Here is a 20,471-nt window from a genome sequence, read left to right on the forward strand (position 1 = left end):
GTTAATGCAATCCATCCAATACCCCAGAACATTGTGGGAGCTGGCTTGCCAGCGACGAAGCCCGAAAGGCCATCACAGAACCACCTGATATTTTTTTGAACAAAAATGAAACCGGTTTCAGAGGCAGATAACAATGAATAAACCCGCCGTTTCCATCAGCCTGTCCAGCTACGGCGCCGAGCTTGTGCGCCAACGCGGGCAAGATTTCTTCATCGACGTGCTGGCCGCCGCCGGTGCCGATCGCATCGAATGGCGCGAAGAGTTGCTGACCCGCGAAGTGCCTGCACAACTGCAGGCCGCCACCCAGGCGCAGGGTCTGCAAAGCATCTATTCGTCGCCGACCGAACTGTGGCTCGCCGGTCAGGCGCGGCCCAATCCCGAATTGATCAACGCCCTGCAACACGCCCAGGCGTTTGGCTCGAAATGGCTGAAAGTCTCACTCGGCTACTTCACCGACAACTGTGATCTGCAGGCGCTGCAGCAACTGCTGGGCAACAGTCCGGTGCAGCTGCTGGTGGAAAACGACCAGACCTTGCAGGGCGGCCGCATCGAGCCGTTCCAGCGCTTTTTCGCGGCGGTCGAGCAGCATGATTTGCCGATCAAGATGACCTTCGACATCGGCAACTGGCAGTGGCAGGACCAGTCCGCCGCCAACGCCGCACGTCTGCTCGGACGGCATGTCGGCTACGTGCACTGCAAAGCCGTGGCCCGGCGCGCCGACGGCAAACTGATCGCCGTGCCGCCCGCCGTCAGCGACCTGCATTTGTGGGAACAACTGCTGCGGCACATGGCCCAAGGCGTTATGCGCGCCGCCGAATACCCATTGCAGGGCGATGACCTGGTGGCACTGACCACCGAACATGTCGCCGCCCTCGCCCGCCTTGGCCAATCGCGTCTGGAGCCTGCCCATGTCTGAGATCGATATTCTGTCGTTCGGTGAAACCATGGCGATGCTGGTCGCCGAGCAGACCGGTGATCTGGCGGCGGTCGAACATTTTCACAAACGCATTGCCGGCGCCGACAGCAATGTGGCGATCGGCTTGTCGCGCCTGGGTTTCAATGTGGCGTGGCTGAGCCGGGTCGGCAACGATTCACTTGGGCGGTTTGTGGTTAATACCTTGATCAAGGAGGGTCTGGATTGCAGTCACGTCGCGGTCGATGACCAGCACCCGACCGGTTTCCAGTTCAAATCCCGTAACGACGATGGCAGCGACCCACAGGTCGAGTATTTCCGCCGTGGCTCCGCGGCCAGTCGTCTGTCCGTCCAGTCGATCACCGATACCTTGCTCAGCGCCCATCACCTGCACGCCACCGGGATTCCACCGGCACTGTCAGCCAGCGCTCGGGAAATGTCGTTCGAGCTGATGACACGCATGCGCCATGCCGGGCGCAGCGTGTCGTTCGACCCCAATCTGCGCCCGAGCCTGTGGGCCAGCGAACGGGAGATGATCCGCGAAATCAATCGCCTCGCCGCCCTCGCCCACTGGGTACTGCCGGGTTTGAGCGAAGGTCGCTTGCTGACCGGCTTCGAAGACCCGGCGGACATCGCCGCGTTCTATCTCGATCAGGGCGCTGAAGCCGTGGCGATCAAGCTTGGGCCGCAAGGCGCCTATTACCGCACGCAACTGGATCAGGGGTTTGTCGCCGGAGTGCCGGTGGCCAACGTGGTCGACACCGTGGGTGCGGGCGACGGATTTGCCGTCGGCATGATCAGTGCCCTGCTTGAGCATCAGAGTTTTGCCGAGGCGGTGCAACGCGCCAACTGGGTTGGCAGTCGGGCGGTGCAGAGTCGCGGGGATATGGAGGGGTTGCCGACCCGGTCCGAGCTCATCGCTGAATTCCAGTCCGCCATCGCTGGCAAGCCAGCTCCCACAGGGTTCGGCGGTGGGAATGCAATAGTCGACTTACCCGAGATACCTGTGGGAGCTGGCTTGCCAGCGATGAGGCCCGCTCAGACAACCCATTAATTGAACCTGCTGCGACAAAAACAACAAGCTCAGGAGCAACACCATGAAAACCGCAACCCTCGCCGCCCGCCGCTGGTGGTACATCATGCCGATCGTGTTCATCACCTACAGCCTGGCGTACCTCGATCGCGCCAACTACGGCTTCGCTGCCGCGTCCGGCATGGCCGCCGACCTGATGATCACCCCGGGCCTGTCTTCATTGCTCGGGGCGCTGTTCTTCCTCGGCTACTTTTTCTTCCAGGTGCCAGGGGCGATCTACGCGCAAAAGCACAGCGTGAAAAAACTGATTTTCTTCAGCCTGATCTTCTGGGGCGGGCTCGCCACGCTGACCGGCGTCGTGTCCAACGCCTATTGGCTGATCGTCATCCGCTTCATGCTCGGCGTGGTCGAAGCCGCGGTGATGCCGGCGATGCTGGTCTACCTGTGCCACTGGTTCACCCGTGCCGAGCGCTCGCGGGCCAACACTTTTCTGATCCTCGGCAACCCGGTCACGATGTTGTGGATGTCGGTGGTCTCGGGCTATCTGGTGCAGCACTTCAGCTGGCGCTGGATGTTCATCATCGAAGGCTTGCCGGCGGTGCTCTGGGCGTTTATCTGGTGGAAACTGGCCGATGATCGTCCGGCTCAGGCCAAGTGGCTGAGCGATCAGGAAAAGCACGATCTGGAAAGCGCTCTCGCCGCCGAACAGGTCGGGATCAAAGCGGTGAAGAACTACGCCGAAGCCTTCCGTTCGCCGAAGGTGATCATTCTGGCGCTGCAGTTTTTTTGCTGGAGCATCGGCGTCTACGGCTTCGTGCTGTGGCTGCCGTCGATCCTCAAGGCCGGCGCGCAAATGGACATGATCGAAGCCGGCTGGCTGTCGGCGTTGCCGTATCTGGCGGCGGTGATCGGCATGCTCGCGGTGTCGTGGGGCTCGGACAAACTGCAGAAGCGCAAACGCTTCGTCTGGCCGCCGCTGCTGATCGCCTCCATTGCGTTCTACGGTTCCTACGCCTTGGGCGCGGAACATTTCTGGTGGTCGTACACACTGCTGGTGATCGCCGGTGCCTGCATGTACGCACCTTACGGGCCGTTCTTCGCCATCGTTCCGGAGATCCTGCCGGCCAACGTCGCCGGCGGTGCCATGGCGCTGATCAACAGCATGGGCGCGCTGGGTTCGTTCGGCGGCTCGTATCTGGTCGGCTATCTGAACAGTTCCACCGGTTCTCCCGGTGCTTCGTACCTGCTGATGAGCGGCGCGTTGCTGCTGTCGGTGGTGCTGACGATTTTTCTCAAGCCCGGCGCCAGTGATCGTGTCGTGGCCAAAGCCGTTGCCACGCGTCCCGTGCCGGCGCATTCCTGAAGAGATTTTTGCCCATGAAAAAGCAAGTCGTGCTGTACAAAAAACTGTCGCCAGCGCTGATGACGCGCCTGCAGCAACACTGTGACGTGACGCTGATCGAAAGCCTCGACGCCGACGGCCTGATGAAGCTGCGCGACGCCTTGCCGAGCGCCCACGGTTTGCTCGGTGCCAGCTTGAAACTCGACGCCGCGCTACTCGATCTGGCGCCGCAACTGCAGGCGATTGCCAGCGTTTCGGTGGGCGTCGACAACTACAACATCGACTACCTGAGCCGACGCAAGATCCTTCTCAGCAACACCCCGGATGTGCTCACCGAGACCACCGCCGACACTGGCTTCGCCCTGATCCTCGCCACGGCCCGGCGCGTGGTGGAACTGGCGAACATGGTGCGCAGCGGCCAGTGGCACCGCAACATCGGCCCGGCGCATTTCGGCACCGATGTGCACGGCAAGACCCTGGGCATCATCGGCATGGGTCGCATCGGCGAGGCGCTGGCGCAGCGCGGGCATTTCGGTTTTGGCATGCCGGTGCTTTATCACAGCCAGTCGCGCAAACCGGCAGTCGAGGCGCGTTTTGACGCGCAGTACCGTAGCCTTGAAGCGCTGCTGCAAGAGGCGGATTTCATCTGTCTTACCTTGCCGCTGACCGCGCAGACCGAAGGTTTGATCGGCGCCGAGCAATTTGCGCTGATGCGACCCGAGAGCATCTTCATCAATATCTCGCGCGGCAAAGTGGTGGATGAAGCGGCGCTGATCGACGCGTTGCGCCACCAGCGGATTCGCGCGGCGGGGCTGGATGTGTTCGAGCGTGAACCGCTGAATCATGACTCGCCGTTGTTGCAGCTGAATAATGTGGTGGCAACGCCGCACATGGGTTCGGCGACGCATGAGACGCGGGAGGCGATGGCCAGGTGTGCTGTGGACAATCTGCTGACGGCTTTGGCTGGGGGGAAGCCGGTGAATCTGGTGAATCCGGTGGCTTGGCAGGGCTGAGATCTTCAGTGCCTGTTTTGGCCAAATCGCTGGCAAGCCAGCTCCCACAGGGTTTTGTGTCGTTCTGAACTGTAATGAACACTGAAGAACCTGTGGGAGCTGGCTTGCCAGCGATGAGGCCGGGACAGGCAACACAAAACTGTCAGGCACTACGCGCCTGCAACAACTGCACCGCACACAACGCAATCCGCGCACAGGCATCCGCCAACTTCACCCTGTCCAGCACCAGCCCGATGCGAATATGCCCCGCCGCACTCGGCCCGAACGCTTCACCGGCCAGCACCGACACCCCGTAACCTTCCAGCAGCCGCTCGGCAAATGCCTGCGCACCAAACCCGGTCTGGCGCACATCGACCATCACGAACATCCCGCCATCCGGGCGAATCGGTTGCAACCCCGGGCAGCCGCGCAAATGCTCGCAGACCAGATCGCGGCGCAAACGATATTCCTCGCGCATCTGCGTCACCTCCGGCAGATCGCTGTGCAGCGCAATCTCCGCCGCTTTCTGCACAAAATCCGGTAGGCCAAAAAGCATGCTCAACGACAGGTTCACCAGATGCTCGGCCAGCGCTTTCGGCCCGATCGACCAGCCGATGCGCCAACCGGTCATGGCGTGGGATTTCGACAAACTGTTGATGGTCGCCGTACGTTCGGCCATGCCCGGCAGACTCGCCGGGCTGATGTGCTCGCCCTCATAAAGCAGATCGCTGTAGACCTCGTCGCTGATCAACCACAAATCGTGACGCACGCAGAGCGCCGCCAGTTCTTGCCAGATCAGCAGGGAAAGGCTCGCGCCGGAAGGATTATTGGGACTGTTGAGCAACATCGCGCGGGTCTTCGGCGTGATCCGCGCGGCGACATCGGCGGGGTCAACGCGAAAGCCATTTTCCGGCCGCACTGGCACCGGCACCACCGTCGCGCCGCACGCGCCGAACACGCCCTCGTAGGTCACGTACATCGGCTCGGCGACGATCACCTCGTCACCCGGATCCAGCAGGCATTGAGCGACCGAATACACCGCGCATTGCGCGCCGGGCAGCACGATCACGTGCTCGGCATCCACCACTTGACCGCTGCGTCGCTGGTGGCGAGCGGCGATCAGCTTGCGCAGCGCCAGTCGGCCACGTACTTCGGAATAATGGGTATCGCCAGCCAACAGGCTGTCGATGGCGCCGTGGATGATCGGCAGCGGCGTGTCGAAATCCGGATCACCCACGCTCAGCAGCAGAATGTCGACTCCCTCGGCGCGCAACGCCAGCGCGCGGTCATGAATCTGCCAGGCCGCTGCGCCCTCCCCGGCGATGCGTTGGGTCAAGGCTGAATAGCGCATGTACGTCTCCTGATGGCGCGGTCTCCAGCCTTCACCCTAGGTCAAATCACAAACCGCGCCACCATCGCATTCAAATCCACCGCCAGACGCGACAGTTCATGGGTCGCGGCGCTGGTCTGGTTGGCCCCGGCGGCCGATTGCGTGGCCAGATCACGGATGTTGACGAGGTTGCGGTCGACCTCACGCGAGACCTGCGCCTGTTCTTCCGAGGCGCTGGCGATCACCAGGTTGCGTTCGTTGATCTGATGGATCGACTGGGTAATCTGCTCCAGTGCCACGCCAGCGGCACGAGCCATTTCCAGGGTGGTCTGGGTGCGCTGGTTGCTTTGCTGCATCGACGACACGGCTTCACCGGTGCCGTTCTGAATACCGGCGACCATTTTTTCGATTTCTTGAGTCGACTGCGCGGTGCGATGGGCCAAGGCACGCACTTCGTCCGCCACCACCGCAAAACCACGCCCGGCCTCACCGGCGCGCGCCGCTTCGATCGCCGCGTTAAGGGCCAGCAGGTTGGTCTGTTCGGCGATGGCGCGGATCACGTCCAGCACCTTGCCGATGTCACGCCCTTGCGCGGCGAGGCCTTCGATCATTTGTGCAGTGCTCTGCACGTCATGGGTCATGGTCTGGATCGCGTCGACGGTTTTCACCACCTGATCGCGCCCTTCGCGGGCGGCCTGGGTCGACTGGTTCGACGCTTCGGAGGTCGACACCGCGTTGCGTGCGACTTCTTCCACCGCGGCGGTCATTTCGTTGACCGCGGTGGCGGCCTGTTCGATCTCGTTGTTCTGCTGTTGCAGGCCACGGGAGGCTTCTTCGGTGACTGCGCTCAGCTCTTCGGCCGCGGCGCCCAACTGGGTGGCGGAGCCGGCGATCTGTTCGATGGTTTTGCGCAGATTGGTCTGCATCGTCGACAAGGCTTGCAGCAATTGTGTGGCTTCGTCTTTGCCATCCACTTCAATCGACTGGGTCAGGTTGCCGCCAGCGATGGTTTGCGCCGCCTGTACGGCACGGTTCAATGGGGTGACGATGCTGCGGGTCAGCAGCAGGGCCAGCAGGACGGTGGCAAGCGCCGCGACAACAGCCACAATGACGATGCCGGTAATGGCGCTGTCGTAATGCTCACCGGCCTGCGTGGAGGCGACTTTCGCGCCTGCAGCGTTGATTGCGATCAGCTTGTTGAGCTGTTCGCCCATCTGGTCGGTGCCGTCCTTGATCCGCGTGTTGATCAGGGTGCGCATCTCGTCGACTTTGTCCTGGCGCGACAGCTCCATCATCTGGTTTTGCGCTTGCAGGTAGTTGTCGAGTGTGGTCGCGAACGTCTGATATAACGCACGCTCTTCGCCCTCTGCCGGCAACGCGGCGTAACTGGCCTGAGCACTGCGCACCTTGTCCACCAGCACGCCGATGCGCGTTTGCGCTTCTTGCAGGCCTGCCGGGTCGCGGTTGACCAGAATCCGGAACGACAGAATCCGCAGGCGCAGAACGTTTTCCGTTACCACGCCAAGGTACGTGACGCTGGGCAGTTGATTGGTCTCCATGTCGATGGAGGCTTGGCGGATGGTCGACATGCGGTTGACGGCGAACACACCAAGGACAATCACCAACAAGGCGATAAAGGCAAAACCGAGGAAAGCACGGGGCGCGATATTCAGGTTACGCAAGGACATGGTTGGACTCTCGGATAGAGGTAACTGCGAGCGTCCTTGCCGTCATCACTGGCCCTTGAGCGGGGTCAGTCCGGCGGCACTGTTCGAGGGAATCTGTGTGCGCCTGACCTCTGTATCGGCTGGGCTTTAGGAAGATTTCGTGTAAAGCGAAAATATTTTTCAAGGTGTTTCAGCACTGAAACACTCATACGCCCCCCCTGCAGGCGCTGCCGAAGGCTGCGATCTTTGGATCTTGATCTTTAAAAACAAAATCAAAAGATCGCAGGCTTCGGCAGCTCTTACAGGGTTTGCTCAGGATTTCGCTGCCATCCGCCAGACGCGGGCAATGTCCGTCGCCCGTTCTCGCAACAAGCGTGGGGCTTCGGCGCAGGCCTGCTCCAGGGTCATCGGGCCGCTGGTGACTGCGAATGCGGCGTCGATGCCGTGCTCGTAGAGCTCCTGATAACCCTCGCCGAGCGTGCCGGCGATGACAATTACCGGGACATCGTGTTTTTTGGCGATCCGCGCCACACCAAACGGCGTTTTGCCGCGCAGGGTTTGCGCGTCGAACCGCCCTTCTCCGGTGATCACCAGATCGGCGCCGTTGACCGCTTCGGCCAGCCCCACCAACTCGGCCACCACTTCAACGCCAGCCTGAAATTGCGCACCGAGAAACGCCTTGGCCGCAAAGCCCAATCCCCCCGCCGCACCGCTGCCCGGCTCATCGCGAACATCTTTGCCCAACGCTTGCGCGCAGAAGTCGGCGAAGTGACCGAGGGCCTGATCCAGTTGTTGCACCTGTACCGGTGACGCGCCCTTTTGCGGGCCGAAAATCGCCGAGGCACCGTGCGGCCCGCACAGTGGATTGTTGACGTCGGCGGCGATGTCGAAGCGCACTTGGGCCAGACGCGGATCAAGCTCGCTCAAGTCCAGCCGCGCCAGTTGCGCCAAGGCCAGGCCGCCCGGTACCAGCACCTGACCTTGTGCATCGAGCAATTTCACCCCCAGCGCCTGCATCGCGCCGGCGCCGCCATCGTTGGTGGCGCTGCCGCCAATGGCCAGAATCACCCGTTGCGCGCCGGCATCCAGTGCGGCGCGAATCAGTTCACCGGTGCCGAAGGTGCTGGTGATGCAGGCATCGCGCTGCCCCGTAGGCACCAACTGCAAACCACTGGCCTCGGCCATTTCAATGATCGCGGTGTGGTTGTGCGGCAGCCAGCCCCACGCCGCATCGACCGGAGTGCCCAGCGGCCCGCGTACCCGAGTCCGGCGCAGTTCGCCTTCGCAGGCAGCAAGAATCGACTCCACCGTGCCCTCGCCGCCGTCGGCCATCGGACATTTGACCAGCGTGGCGTGCGGCCAGACTTGCGCCAGGCCCAGCTCAATGGCCTCGGCAACGCCTTGGGCACTCAGGCTGTCCTTGAACGAATCGGGGGCAATGACGATCTTCATGCGAATTCTCCAGTTCCAATGCGCTTCATGCTGCCAGTCGGCACGCGCATTGACGCCTGTCCGCTGCACAAGGGCGGTTGGCGTTTATTGTTCATTTCTACAAAAGCCTTGGACTTGATGCCGAATGCTCTGGCCTCATCGCTGGCAAGCCAGCTCCCACAGGGATCTTCAGTGGCTACATAACTTGTAATCACCTTGTAAACCTGTGGGAGCTGGCTTGCCAGCGATGGCGGCCTTAAGAACAACTCATACCGCCGGATCAGTCTGCGGCAGTAATTGCACCCCAAGGTACAACGCCAACATCCCGTCCAGCCGCAACGGATCAACTCCGCTGATCTCGGCAATCCGCTCCATTCGGTAACGCAAGCTGTTGCGATGAATGCCCAGCGCATCGGCACAGGCCTGGCTCTGGCCGTCGTGTTCGCACCAACTGCGCAGGGTCGCGAGCAACTGGCCGTTACCGTCCTTGGCAATCACTTTGCGCAACGGTTTGAGCAGTTCATCCAGCGCGTCGTCATTGCGATGGCGCCAGAGCATCACCGGCAAACGATAGCGATTGAGCGTCAGCAGTCGCGACTGCGGCAGCACCTCCCGCCCATACGCCAGCAGATCGCCGACCCGACGATAACAGCGACGCAAACCGGCCAGCCCATCCGCCTGCCCGCCCACGGCGATGCGCAGAATGTTCCAGCCCAGGCCATCGAGTTTTTCCAGTAAACGATCATGCTCAACCGTTTGACTTGCCGGTCGGCACCACAGCAGCGATGACTTGGCCGAACTGACGCACCAACTGTCCGGGTAGCGCGAGGTCAACCACGCACTCAGCGCCTCGACGGTTTGTCCCGGCCCTTGTTCCAGGCCCAGCTCGAACAGGTACGGCACCCGGGTCAACTGCGGCTTGAGCCCCAGTTGCTGCGCCTCATCGACCAGCCGCGGCGAGTCGCCGGCATCGCTCAACAGCAACGCCAGCAGGTCATCGCAACGCTGGCGCCGCCATTGCTGCTCGGCCTGCTGATTGCGCTGACCAACGAGCATTTCGGCAGTCATGCGCACCAGTTCGGCGTAGGTGCGCAGTTGCTCCGGCTCGCCGGTAATGCCGAGCACGCCAATCAGGCGCTGATCGAGTAACAGCGGCAGGTTGATCCCCGGCTGCACACCTTTGAGATGCATCGCCGTTTGCGCATCGATTTCCACCACGCGGCCGTTGGCCAGCACCAGTTGCGCGCCTTCGTGACGGGTGTTGATGCGCTCCGGTTCGCCACTGCCGAGGATCAGGCCCTGGCTGTCCATGACATTGACGTTATAGGGCAAAATGGCCATGGCCCGGTCGACGATATCCTGAGCGAGGTCGTGATCGAGTTCGAACATGATCGGCAAAATCCTTAAGCAACGGCGGCGGACGGTTGTTCACCCGCACAGGGTCTGGCGGCAAACCCTGTGCTCAGGCACAAAGACAATCCGGCCACAGGTGGCCGAGACTCTCAGGGCGATCAACGTTAACCTGTGCATCGCAAAAAATCATAATAAAGAGAGAGCCGCTATGTCGCAGAGCGCCGCAGCTACCCAGACCATCGACGACGGTAAAAACGCCGTCTACAAACGCATCACCCTGCGTTTGATTCCCTTCATTTTCATCTGCTACCTGTTCAACTACCTCGACCGGGTCAACGTCGGCTTTGCCAAGCTGCAGATGCTCGACGCGTTGAAATTCAGTGAAACCGTGTACGGCCTCGGCGCCGGGATCTTCTTCATCGGCTACGTGCTGTGCGGCGTACCGAGCAACCTCGCGCTGACCAAGTTCGGTCCACGGCGCTGGATCGCGCTGATGATGATCACGTGGGGCACGCTATCGACCTGCCTGTTGTTCGTCACCACCCCGACCCAGTTCTACACCCTGCGCCTGTTTACCGGTGCGGCCGAAGCGGGGTTCTTCCCCGGTGTGGTGCTGTATCTCTCGCAGTGGTTTCCGACGTTCCGCCGTGGGCGGATCATGGCGCTGTTCATGTCGGCAATTCCGGTCTCGGGCCTACTCGGCAGCCCGTTTTCCGGTTGGATCCTCAACCACTTCGCCGCCGGCCAGGGCGGCCTGGCGGGCTGGCAGTGGATGTTCCTGCTGCAAGGCATTCCGACGGTGATCCTCGGCGCCCTCGCCTATTTCCTGCTGAGCGACAGCTTTGCCAACGCCAAGTGGCTGAGCCCGCACGAGCGTGCGGTGCTTGAAGCCGATCAGGCCGAAGACCTGGCGAACAAACCGAAAACCACCTCGGACTCGTTGCTCGCGGTGTTCAAGAACCCGGCGATCTGGGCGTTTGGCCTGATCTACTTCTGCATCCAGAGCGGCGTGTACGCGATCAACTTCTGGCTGCCGTCGATCATCAAGAACCTCGGCTTCAGCGACAACCTGGTGATCGGCTGGTTGAGCGCGATTCCGTATCTGCTGGCGGCGGTGTTCATGCTGCTGGTCGGGCGTTCGGCGGACTTGCGCAAAGAACGTCGCTGGCACTTGGTGGTGCCCATGCTGATGGGCGCCCTCGGCCTGCTGATCGCGGTGAACTTCGCCGCCAACCCGGCCATCGCGATCCTCGGCCTGACCCTTGCGACCATGGGCGCGCTGACCGGTCTGCCGATGTTCTGGCCAGTGCCGACTGCGCTGTTGAGCGCAGGCGCAGCGGCCGGCGGACTGGCGTTGATCAACTCGATGGGGCAGATGGCCGGCTTCCTCAGCCCGTACCTGGTAGGTTGGGTCAAGGACAGCACCGGGTCGACCGATGCGGCGTTGTATCTGTTGGCGGGTGTGATTGTTGGCGGGAGTTTGCTGGCGTTGCGCATGACGCGGACTCTGCGGGCTTAATCATCACGCTTTAAGATCAAAAGATCGCAGCCTGCGGCAGCTCCTACAGGAAAACGCGTATTTNATTTCCATGTAGGAGCTGCCGCAGGCTGCGATCTTTTTTTGCTCATTGATTGCTGCGCCGATGCTTGCCAATCACGGAAAAATCCCGCAAAAACGCACAGATCTTTAAAGGATTTTTACCAATGAGCTCGATTCTCGATCTGGAGATCTTCGTCCGCGTGGCCGACTCCGGCAGCATCTCCGCCGCCGCCCGCGCCCTGGAACTGACGCCGGCCGCCGCCAGCATTGCGTTGAAGCGCCTGGAAACCCGTCTCGGCATTCGCCTGCTCGCGCGCTCCACCCGCAGCATGCGCCTGACCGAAGAAGGTCGGCGCTATCTCGACAGTGTACGCATCGCCTTGTCCGCCTTGGCCGAAGGCGAACAAGCGCTCAAGCAACACGACGAAGGCCTCAGTGGGGTGCTGCAACTGGCGGCGCCGTCGGATTTCGGGCGCAACGTATTGTTGGCATGGCTGGATGAATTCAAACGCGAACACCCGAATATTCAATTGCAACTGCTGCTAAACGATCGGCACGCCGATCTGTTTCGCGAAACCGTGGATGTCGCGCTGCGCTTCGGCGTGCCCAGCGACTCGACGCTGGTGGCGCTGCCGATTCTGCCGGCGCATCGACGAGTAGCCTGCGCCAGCCCGGACTATCTGGCTCGCCATGGTACCCCGCAACATCCCGGCGAACTGAACGAGCACAGCGCCCTGCTCTATTTGCGCAACGGCCGGCCTTACAACACCTGGCGCTTCAGTCGCGAGGACGAAACGCTGGAAGTTGAAGTCCACGGTGACTATCTCAGCGATGACGGCGAAGTCGCGCGGCGCTGGGCGCTGGCCGGGCATGGCATTGCCTACAAGGCCTGGCTGGACGTCGCCGAGGATGTGCGCGGCGGACGCCTGCTGACGCTGTTCGATGACTGGCATGGCGAGAGCGTGCCGTTCAATCTGCTCTGCCCGCATCGGGTCCAAGTGTCCGAACGCGTTCGGGTGTTGCAGGCGTTTTTACAGACGCGTTGCGCAGCACTGAGCCGATAATTCACTTTGCCCCGTCGGATGCTTCTGGTATTTGATGGAAGCTTTCCCACCGATAAAAGGATTTCGGCATGAGCTATCGCACACTGGGGCACTCGGGGTTGCAGGTGTCCACCCTCACCCTCGGCACGATGATGTTTGGCGAACAGACCAGCGCCGAGGATTCGCTGCGCATCATCGACAAGGCCTGGGATCAGGGCATCAATTTCATCGACACCGCGGACGTCTACACCAACGGCCGCTCGGAAGAAATTGTCGGCGAGGCGATCGCCCGCCATCGGCACGACTGGGTGTTGGCAACCAAGGTCGGTTTCGGCCCGGCGGACGGCGTGCCAAACCGCAGCGGTTTGAGCCGCAAGCACATCTTCAACGGTCTGGAAGCCAGCCTCACGCGCCTCGGTACCGACTATCTCGACATCTATTACCTGCACCGCGAGGACCACAACACCCCTCTGGAAGTAACAGTCTCGGCGATTGGCGATCTGATTCGTCAGGGTAAAATTCGCTATTGGGGCCTGTCGAACTATCGCGGCTGGCGCATTGCCGAGGTGATTCGTATCGCTGACAAGCTCGGTATCGACCGCCCGGTGATCAGCCAGCCGCTGTACAACATCGTCAACCGCCAGGCCGAGACCGAACAGATCACCGCCGCGCAGACCTATGGCCTCGGCGTGGTGCCTTACAGCCCGCTGGCCCGTGGCGTGCTCAGCGGCAAATACGCACCCGATGTCACTCCGGATGCCAACAGCCGCGCCGGACGTCAGGACAAACGCATTCTGGAAACCGAATGGCGGGTTGAATCGCTGCGCATTGCTCAGCAGATCCAGCAATACACCCAAGGCCGTGGCGTGGGCATGGTCGAATTCGCAATTGCCTGGGTGCTGAACAACAGTGCGGTAACTTCGACGATCGTCGGGCCGCGCACCGAGCAGCAGTGGGATGCTTACACGAAGGCGCAGGCGGTGCAGATCACGGCGGAGGACGAAGCGTTTATCGACTCGCTGGTGACCCCGGGGCACGCGTCGACACCGGGGTTCAATGATGTGAGCCATTTTGTGTCCGGCCGTAAACCGCGCCCTATCTGACACCGCTGCCCTGTAGGAGCTGCCGGTTCAGAATGTGGGAAATATTGAGCACTCGGCCAATATTCAGAACAAAAACCACGTATCCTGCGCGCCCTGTTTGATCACCCATCCGCGAGGACAGTTTGTCTAAAGGTATCGCTCTATCGGTTTCAGCTTCGGTGCTGTTTGCCGTCATGTATTACTACACCTCGCTGCTCACTCCGTTGAGCGGCGTGGAAATCTTCGGCTGGCGGATGCTGCTGACTGTGCCGTGCATGACCGTGTTCATGCTGGTCTCCGGTGAATGGCGGCGGGTGCTGGAATTGCTGCGTCGCGTGGCCGGTTCTCCGAAGCTGACAGGTGGCCTGATCGTTTCGGCAGCGTTGCTCGGCGTGCAGTTGTGGCTGTTCATGTGGGCGCCGCTCAACGGTTATAGCCTCGACGTGTCGCTGGGCTATTTCCTGCTGCCGCTGGCGATGGTGCTGACCGGGCGCATCGTCTACGGCGACAGTCTGTCGTACCTGCAGAAAATCGCGGTGTTCTTTGCCACGCTGGGTGTGGCGAACGAGCTGTATCGGGTCGGCGGGTTTTCCTGGGCGACCCTGGTGGTCGTGGTCGGTTACCCGCTGTACTTCGTGCTGCGCAAACGCCTGAAGACCGACAACCTCGGCGGTCTGTGGGTCGACATGACGCTGATGCTGCCAGTGGCATACTGGTTTGTACGCGGTGGCGAGCAAGGCTTTGCCGTGTTCGATCAGTATCCGGGCTTGCTCTGGCTGATCCCGCTGCTCGGTTTGATCAGTGCCTCGGCGCTGGTGGTGTACATCATTGCCAGCCGCTTGTTGCCATTCAGCCTGTTTGGTCTGCTCAGTTACGTCGAGCCGGTATTGCTGCTCGGTGTCGCGCTGTTGCTCGGTGAAAGTATCAAGGCCGGTGAATGGCTGACTTACATCCCGATCTGGCTGGCGGTGGTGGTGCTGGTGTTTGAAGGCTTCAAGCACTTGATGCGGCAACGCCGCTCTTAAAAGCAAAAGATCGCAGCCTTCGGCAGCTCCTACAGAGAATGTATTCCAATGCAGGAGCTGCCGGAGGCTGCGATCTTTTGATCTTGAAAAAACCTGGCATAAGCCAGGCTTTTTTATGGCTTACTCGGTCGCGAGTACACCACGGCGCACCTGGTCACGCTCGATCGATTCGAACAGCGCCTTGAAGTTGCCCTCGCCGAAACCATCGTCGCCCTTGCGCTGGATGAATTCGAAGAACACCGGCCCCATCAGGGTTTCCGAGAAGATCTGCAGCAGCAGACGCTTGTCGTCCGGGTTCGACGAGCCGTCGAGCAGGATGCCACGCGATTGCAGTTGATCCACCGGCTCGCCGTGGTTCGGCAGACGGCCTTCGAGCATTTCGTAATAGGTGTCCGGCGGCGCGGTCATGAAGCGCATGCCGATCTTCTTCAACTGATCCCAGGTCTTGACCAGATCGTCGGTGAGGAACGCCACGTGCTGGATGCCCTCGCCGTTGAACTGCATCAGGAACTCTTCGATCTGCCCGGCGCCCTTGGACGACTCTTCGTTCAGCGGGATGCGGATCATGCCGTCCGGTGCGGTCATCGCTTTCGAAGTCAGGCCGGTGTATTCGCCTTTGATGTCGAAGTAGCGGATCTCACGGAAGTTGAACAGCTTCTCGTAGAAGTTGGCCCAGTAGGCCATGCGGCCGCGGTACACGTTGTGGGTCAGGTGATCGATGATCTTCAGGCCGGCACCGACCGGGTTGCGGTCAACGCCTTCGATGAACACGAAATCGATGTCATAGATCGAGCTGCCTTCGCCGAAACGGTCGATCAGGTACAGCGGCGCGCCGCCAATGCCTTTGATCGCCGGCAGGTTCAGCTCCATCGGCCCGGTTTCGATATGAATCGGCTGAGCACCCAATTCCAGGGCGCGGTTGTAGGCTTTCTGCGAATCCTTGACCCGGAACGCCATGCCGCACACCGACGGACCATGCTCGGCAGCGAAGTACGACGCTACGCTGTGTGGTTCATTGTTGAGGATCAGGTTGATCGCGCCCTGGCGATACAGGTGCACATTCTTGGAACGGTGGGTCGCGACTTTGGTGAAGCCCATGATCTCGAAGATCGGCTCCAGGGTGCCAGGAGTCGGCGATGCGAACTCGATGAACTCAAAGCCCATCAGGCCCATTGGGTTTTCGTATAAATCTGCCATGGTGACGCCTCATCATTCTTATCAATTAACCAGAGTTAGTTGTCAGTAATGCTGAGACCGGCGGGTGGTGCGCAGGAGATGCCTCGCACACTGCGGGCGAGGAAGTCACCGTAGATCAGTTGAAACCCGAATATCTTCATTGTCGACCCAAGGCTCTTGCGGGCGAGGCTTCTGCTGCCAGAAGACGTTTATTATTGTATGCGTAACCGGATTCTACACAGCGTAAATAGGGTTGTCTGCCCTCTCTATAAAATCCGCCTTTTTCGCATCAGTGCAAGGGGTTTGTTGCACAGGTAAATTCCCGCCAGCACCAGCGCGCCGCCAAAGCACAGAGTCAAGGTCAGTTGCTCGCCAAGCAACAGCGCGCCGAGCAGCACTGCGGTCAGTGGATTGAGGGCAATGAACACGCCGGAACGGGTCGCACCGATTTTGCGGATGCCGTCGTAGTAGCCGATGTAAGCCAATGCCGAGCCGAACACACCGAGGTAGATCAGGCTCAGCCATTGCGGCGTGTCGAGGTTGAGCAAGGCTGCCGCGCTGACCTCGCCACGCAGCATTGCCAGTGCCCACAGCATCACGCAGCCGATCAATACCGAAAACGTCACCGTCTGCAGCGGGCCGAGTGCCTGATTCAACTCGCGGGAAAACAGCGAGTAAATACCCCAGCCCGCTACGCAACCGAGAATCAACAAATCGCCGATCCAGGCATTCGGTGTCACGGCGAGCAATTGCGGGTTGCGGCTGACGATCACCAGACTCGCGCCGCCAATGCACAGGGCGATGCCGGCGACTTTCACCCGGCCCAGGCGCTCCTTGAACAACAGCCAGGAAGCCAGGCCGATCACGGCCGGATTCAACGCGACGATCAACGAAGCGCGCGAGGCATTGATGTACTGCAGGCCATAAAAGAAACAGAGGTTGTAGAAAAAGATCCCGAAGAACCCCAGCAGCGTCAATTGCAACCATTGCCGAGGCGTCGGTCGTGCCAGCGGGATGCGCGCAACCCATACAAACCCAAGCAACGCCACGCTGGCGAGCAGGAAGCGCAGGCTGGCGGCGAACAGCGGGCTGAGGCTGCCCGCCAGAAAACGCCCGGCGACAAAGGTCCCGCCCCAAATCATGGTCACGGCTGCCAGCGTCAGATAAACCGACCGATCAGAAACGTTATTGCGAGTTTGCTCCACGTTGCGCATGACGCTCCAAACCAGAGAAGCCAAAGGATGGCGTATCATTTACTTCATTCCCTCTCATCGTAAAATGAGCAAACACTCATGACCCTCACGCAACTGGAGATCTTCTCACTGGTCGCCGAACTGCGCGGCTTCACCCTCGCCGCCCATCGTCTGGAGATTTCGCAGTCAGCGGTATCCCACGCCATGAAATCCCTGGAGCAGGAGTTGGGCGTCGAGTTGTTGCGCCGACACCCGTCGCAGGTGGAGCTCACCGATATCGGCGAGCAGTTGCTCCAGCGCGCACGCGCCATGCTCGGCCTGGCCAACACTCTGCGCCAGGAGGCGGCCGATGCGCGGGGTATGAAAAGCGGTACGCTGCGCATTGGCTCGTTCGGCCCGACGGCGTCGATCAAGTTGCTGCCGAGAATTCTGCAGCGCTATCGCCAAGTCCATCCCGGCATAGAAGTGCACATCGATGAGGGGCCGGACCGGCAGGTACTGCAGTGGCTGGAAGAGCGGCGAATCGACGTCGGTTTCGTGGTGTTGCCCGAGGAGCGCTTCGACACTTTTGCGCTGGTCGAAGACCAGATGGTTGCCCTGCTCCCGCTCGGTCATCCACTGGCCGCAAGCGCGGCGCTGAGCCTTCAGGATTTATGTGCCGACCCCTTTGTGCTGACCGAGGCCGGTTCAGCGGAACTGGTTTCACGCCTGTTCACAGCCGCGCGCCTGCAACCGAACATTCGCTACCGCTGCTCGCAATTGCTCAGCACCCTTGACGTCGTCAGCCGGGGCGATGCAGTCACGGTCGTCGCCGAAGGCTCATTGCCAGACGATCCAGCGCCGCGCTACGTGAAGAAGCCGCTGTCGCCGGCGGTGCAACGTCTGATCGGCCTCGCTGTTCTCGATCAGCGTCAGGCTTCGCCCGCCACGCGGGCATTTATCGAACTCGCCAAGCAGATCAATCAGCCGTGAGCGGCACAAGCGCCAGCGGCCATCTATCATCCCTTCTGACTCCGCTGTTCCTCACCGGTGCGCCGTTGCCAGGCCTGCATTCGAGCGTTCCACCTCATCGCAACAGGATGCGCCTATGCCCTTGACCGTCAGACCCCGCCGCAAACGTAGCATACGCATTTTGGTGACCCTGCTTTGCGGAGTATTGCCCGTCCTGCTGGGCGGCGGGATTCTGTATATGCAAGCCGAACGGGCCTTGCAGCAGAGCACGCAAAACACCGCCGATGAGGCGTTGCGCCAATTCGAGCTGATGCTCGACAACACCGCCCAGGCTGCCAGCGAGTTATTGCCCCTGGCTGGCCAGCCCTGCGAAAGCGTAAAACTGGCTTTGCGCGAACAGGTGACCCGCCGGCCTTTCGTGCGCTCGACCAACCTGGTGTGGGACAACAACCTCTATTGCAGCTCGCTGTTCGGTGATTTCAAGGAAGCCGTGAATCCGGGCGACTATGCGCAAGGCAAACTGTGGTTGATGAATGGCAACCCCGTCACGCCCGACACCGCGCTGCTGGTGTATCGGCTCAGCGAAGGTCGTGGTGGCGCGCTGACTACGCTCGATGGCTATCACTTGAGCAACATACTGCGCTTGATCGGTCGGCAGACGCAGTTGGTGCTGCAGGTCGGCGACAACTGGCTGTCGGCTGATGGCAAAGTGCATCAGGGCGCCCTCCCGCCGCTGCCGATAGCGCAAAGTACATTGGTGTCTTCACGTTATGCCTTCAGTGTCAGCGCAGGGTTCGCGCAAGGGCAAACGTGGCGCTACATGGCCGCCGAATACCCACCGCTGTTCAGCCTGCTGATCTTTTTCGGGGTGATCTCGGGCGCGATCGCTCACGTCCTGCAACGACGCGCCACCTCGCCCAGCCATGAAATGCTCCGCGCTCTGGAGGCCGGCGAGTTCATCCCTTACTTTCAGCCAGTGGTGCATGGTGACAGCAGGCAATGGTCCGGCACTGAAGTGCTGATGCGCTGGAAACACCCCAAGGAAGGTCTGGTGCGCCCGGACCTGTTCATCCCGTTCGCTGAACATTCGGGGCTGATCGTGCCCATGACCCGTTCGCTGATGCAACAGACTGCCGCCCTGCTTGGCCCGCTTTCTGTGGACTTCGACCAACCGTTCCATATCGGCATCAACATCACCGCCAGTCACTGCCAGGACCTGGAGCTAGTGGAGGACTGTCGCGAATTTCTCGCCGGGTTTGCCCCCGGCAGTATCAACCTGGTGCTGGAGCTGACCGAGCGCCAACTGATCGAGCCGACCGACGTCACGCACCAGTTGTTCGAGCAGTTGCACACGCTCGGCGTGATGATCGCCATCGACGACTTCGGCACCGGGCATTCAAGCCTGGGCTACCTGCGAAAATTCAATGTCGACTTTCTCAAGATCGACCAGAGTTTTGTCGCGATGATCGGCATTGATGCGCTGTCGCGGCATATTCTGGACACGATTATCGAACTCTCGGCCAAGCTTGATCTGGGTATTGTTGCCGAAGGTGTAGAAACTCCGGCACAGGCTGACTACCTGACCGCACACCACGTCAACTTCCTGCAAGGCTATCTGTTCGGAAAACCCATGCCCGGCGCCGACTTCATCGCTGCATTAAGTGATCGTTAACTAAAATAAATTAAGCCCGACGCTTCGACCCGACGCACCAAATTGATACAAAACACCACTGTTGTTACATGACGACAAGATCAGGATTTACTCTTGGCGCATTAACTACTACAATTTTTTCAGCCTGTGCAAGATTGACAGGTGAGCCATTATCACCGAGTCGCTTCAAGGCTCTTGGCTTATAGCTTTGTTTGCGGTTGGTATCAGCCAAACACACTATTGGAGTAAAGATATTGTCCAGACTCGCTGAATTTCGTGCAGCTGAAAAGGCCCTTCAGGAACAGCTCAAGCAGCTGGAATCGCTGAAGAACGATGCCGGGCTCAAGAAAGAAATCGAATTCGAAGAAAAGCTCCAGGGGCTGATGAAAACCTACGGCAAAGGCCTGAAAGACATCATCGCCATTCTCGATCCGAACCCGTCCAAGTCCGGCTTGCAAGTGTCCGCCGCACCAAAAACCCGCCGCGCTCGCGTGGTCAAGGTGTATCAGAACCCGCACACCGGTGAACTGATCGAAACCAAGGGCGGCAACCACCGTGGCTTGAAAGCCTGGAAGGAACAATACGGTGCAGCCACCGTTGATTCCTGGTTGCGCGGTTAATCTTGCGCCAACAAACAAGCCCTGCTGTATGCAGGGCTTTTTTTTCGACAATATCTAACAAAAGCAACGATTTCCCCCGCGCTAGTTATCAATCCGCTTTAACACCCACAAGACGTGAGGCTAAAAATT

General features: G+C 60.4%; 17 protein-coding genes. 11 read left to right on the forward strand and 6 right to left on the reverse strand.

Going from position 1 to position 20,471, the window contains the following annotated elements:
• Positions 1 to 133: 133 nt before the first annotated feature.
• The 4 genes from ACTJKS_RS07170 to ACTJKS_RS07185 are packed head-to-tail and all read left to right on the forward strand — an operon-like array spanning position 134 to position 4,301.
• Positions 134 to 916, forward strand: coding sequence for an AP endonuclease (locus ACTJKS_RS07170; RefSeq protein WP_108182654.1), 783 nt, complete (start codon positions 134 to 136; stop codon positions 914 to 916).
• Complete coding sequence (locus ACTJKS_RS07175) at positions 909 to 1,967, forward strand: sugar kinase (RefSeq protein WP_108182653.1); 1,059 nt, start codon at positions 909 to 911, stop codon at positions 1,965 to 1,967. Before ACTJKS_RS07170 ends, ACTJKS_RS07175 begins: the two co-directional genes overlap by 8 nt.
• A gap of 43 nt (positions 1,968 to 2,010) precedes the next feature.
• A complete protein-coding gene (locus tag ACTJKS_RS07180) occupies positions 2,011 to 3,309 on the forward strand; it encodes an MFS transporter (RefSeq protein ID WP_047294284.1) in 1,299 nt (432 codons plus the stop codon).
• 14 nt (positions 3,310 to 3,323) lie between these two features.
• Positions 3,324 to 4,301 carry an NAD(P)-dependent oxidoreductase gene (locus ACTJKS_RS07185; RefSeq protein WP_108182652.1) on the forward strand — a complete coding sequence of 326 codons (978 nt, stop codon included), beginning with the start codon at positions 3,324 to 3,326 and terminating at the stop codon, positions 4,299 to 4,301.
• A 142-nt stretch (positions 4,302 to 4,443) separates the two neighbouring features.
• Here the strand turns inward: ACTJKS_RS07185 and ACTJKS_RS07190 are convergent, their stop codons facing one another.
• The 4 genes from ACTJKS_RS07190 to ACTJKS_RS07205 all read right to left on the reverse strand — a co-directional run bounded on the left by ACTJKS_RS07190 (position 4,444) and on the right by ACTJKS_RS07205 (position 10,097).
• Positions 4,444 to 5,631, reverse strand: a complete 1,188-nt coding sequence (locus tag ACTJKS_RS07190; protein ID WP_108182651.1) for a pyridoxal phosphate-dependent aminotransferase — start codon at positions 5,629 to 5,631, stop codon at positions 4,444 to 4,446.
• A 41-nt stretch (positions 5,632 to 5,672) separates the two neighbouring features.
• Complete coding sequence (locus ACTJKS_RS07195; protein WP_108182650.1) at positions 5,673 to 7,298, reverse strand: methyl-accepting chemotaxis protein; 1,626 nt, start codon at positions 7,296 to 7,298, stop codon at positions 5,673 to 5,675.
• A 291-nt stretch (positions 7,299 to 7,589) separates the two neighbouring features.
• Positions 7,590 to 8,729 (reverse strand): glycerate kinase, encoded by a 1,140-nt coding sequence (locus ACTJKS_RS07200; protein WP_108182649.1) that lies wholly within the window; start codon positions 8,727 to 8,729, stop codon positions 7,590 to 7,592.
• Between the two features lie 246 nt (positions 8,730 to 8,975).
• Complete coding sequence (locus tag ACTJKS_RS07205) at positions 8,976 to 10,097, reverse strand: sugar diacid recognition domain-containing protein (RefSeq protein ID WP_086791111.1); 1,122 nt, start codon at positions 10,095 to 10,097, stop codon at positions 8,976 to 8,978.
• 172 nt (positions 10,098 to 10,269) lie between these two features.
• Here ACTJKS_RS07205 and ACTJKS_RS07210 point away from each other — a divergent pair, with 172 nt between their 5' ends.
• The 4 genes from ACTJKS_RS07210 to rarD all read left to right on the forward strand — a co-directional run bounded on the left by ACTJKS_RS07210 (position 10,270) and on the right by rarD (position 14,751).
• Entirely contained in the window at positions 10,270 to 11,580 is a 1,311-nt protein-coding gene (locus ACTJKS_RS07210; RefSeq protein WP_041063709.1) for an MFS transporter, read from the forward strand.
• A gap of 185 nt (positions 11,581 to 11,765) precedes the next feature.
• On the forward strand, positions 11,766 to 12,665 hold the full coding sequence (locus ACTJKS_RS07215) for a LysR family transcriptional regulator (RefSeq protein WP_262947787.1): 900 nt from the start codon (positions 11,766 to 11,768) through the stop codon (positions 12,663 to 12,665).
• A 68-nt stretch (positions 12,666 to 12,733) separates the two neighbouring features.
• Positions 12,734 to 13,747, forward strand: coding sequence for an aldo/keto reductase (locus tag ACTJKS_RS07220; protein WP_262947786.1), 1,014 nt, complete (start codon positions 12,734 to 12,736; stop codon positions 13,745 to 13,747).
• Positions 13,748 to 13,869: 122 nt separating this feature from the next.
• Positions 13,870 to 14,751, forward strand: a complete 882-nt coding sequence (gene rarD / locus ACTJKS_RS07225) for an EamA family transporter RarD (protein ID WP_041064620.1) — start codon at positions 13,870 to 13,872, stop codon at positions 14,749 to 14,751.
• 120 nt (positions 14,752 to 14,871) lie between these two features.
• On the opposite strand, the gene hppD is transcribed toward rarD, so the two are convergent.
• Both hppD and ACTJKS_RS07235 read right to left on the reverse strand, forming a co-directional pair.
• Entirely contained in the window at positions 14,872 to 15,948 is a 1,077-nt protein-coding gene (gene hppD / locus ACTJKS_RS07230) for a 4-hydroxyphenylpyruvate dioxygenase (protein WP_041067161.1), read from the reverse strand.
• Positions 15,949 to 16,193: 245 nt separating this feature from the next.
• The gene (locus tag ACTJKS_RS07235) at positions 16,194 to 17,141 is read right to left on the reverse strand and encodes a DMT family transporter (protein WP_262949349.1); all 948 of its coding nucleotides are present in this window, start codon (positions 17,139 to 17,141) and stop codon (positions 16,194 to 16,196) included.
• A 78-nt stretch (positions 17,142 to 17,219) separates the two neighbouring features.
• Between ACTJKS_RS07235 and ACTJKS_RS07240 the strand changes: the two genes are divergently transcribed.
• The 3 genes from ACTJKS_RS07240 (at position 17,220) to ACTJKS_RS07250 (ending at position 20,342) form a co-directional block, all read left to right on the forward strand.
• Complete coding sequence (locus ACTJKS_RS07240) at positions 17,220 to 18,092, forward strand: LysR family transcriptional regulator (protein ID WP_262949348.1); 873 nt, start codon at positions 17,220 to 17,222, stop codon at positions 18,090 to 18,092.
• Positions 18,093 to 18,207: 115 nt separating this feature from the next.
• Positions 18,208 to 19,743 carry an EAL domain-containing protein gene (locus tag ACTJKS_RS07245; protein ID WP_198759382.1) on the forward strand — a complete coding sequence of 512 codons (1,536 nt, stop codon included), beginning with the start codon at positions 18,208 to 18,210 and terminating at the stop codon, positions 19,741 to 19,743.
• 233 nt (positions 19,744 to 19,976) lie between these two features.
• Positions 19,977 to 20,342 carry a histone-like nucleoid-structuring protein, MvaT/MvaU family gene (locus ACTJKS_RS07250; protein ID WP_003224630.1) on the forward strand — a complete coding sequence of 122 codons (366 nt, stop codon included), beginning with the start codon at positions 19,977 to 19,979 and terminating at the stop codon, positions 20,340 to 20,342.
• The last annotated feature ends 129 nt before the right edge of the window (positions 20,343 to 20,471 follow it).

Source organism: Pseudomonas sp. 22189 (assembly GCF_052045635.1).
Taxonomy (GTDB): domain Bacteria; phylum Pseudomonadota; class Gammaproteobacteria; order Pseudomonadales; family Pseudomonadaceae; genus Aquipseudomonas; species Aquipseudomonas parakoreensis.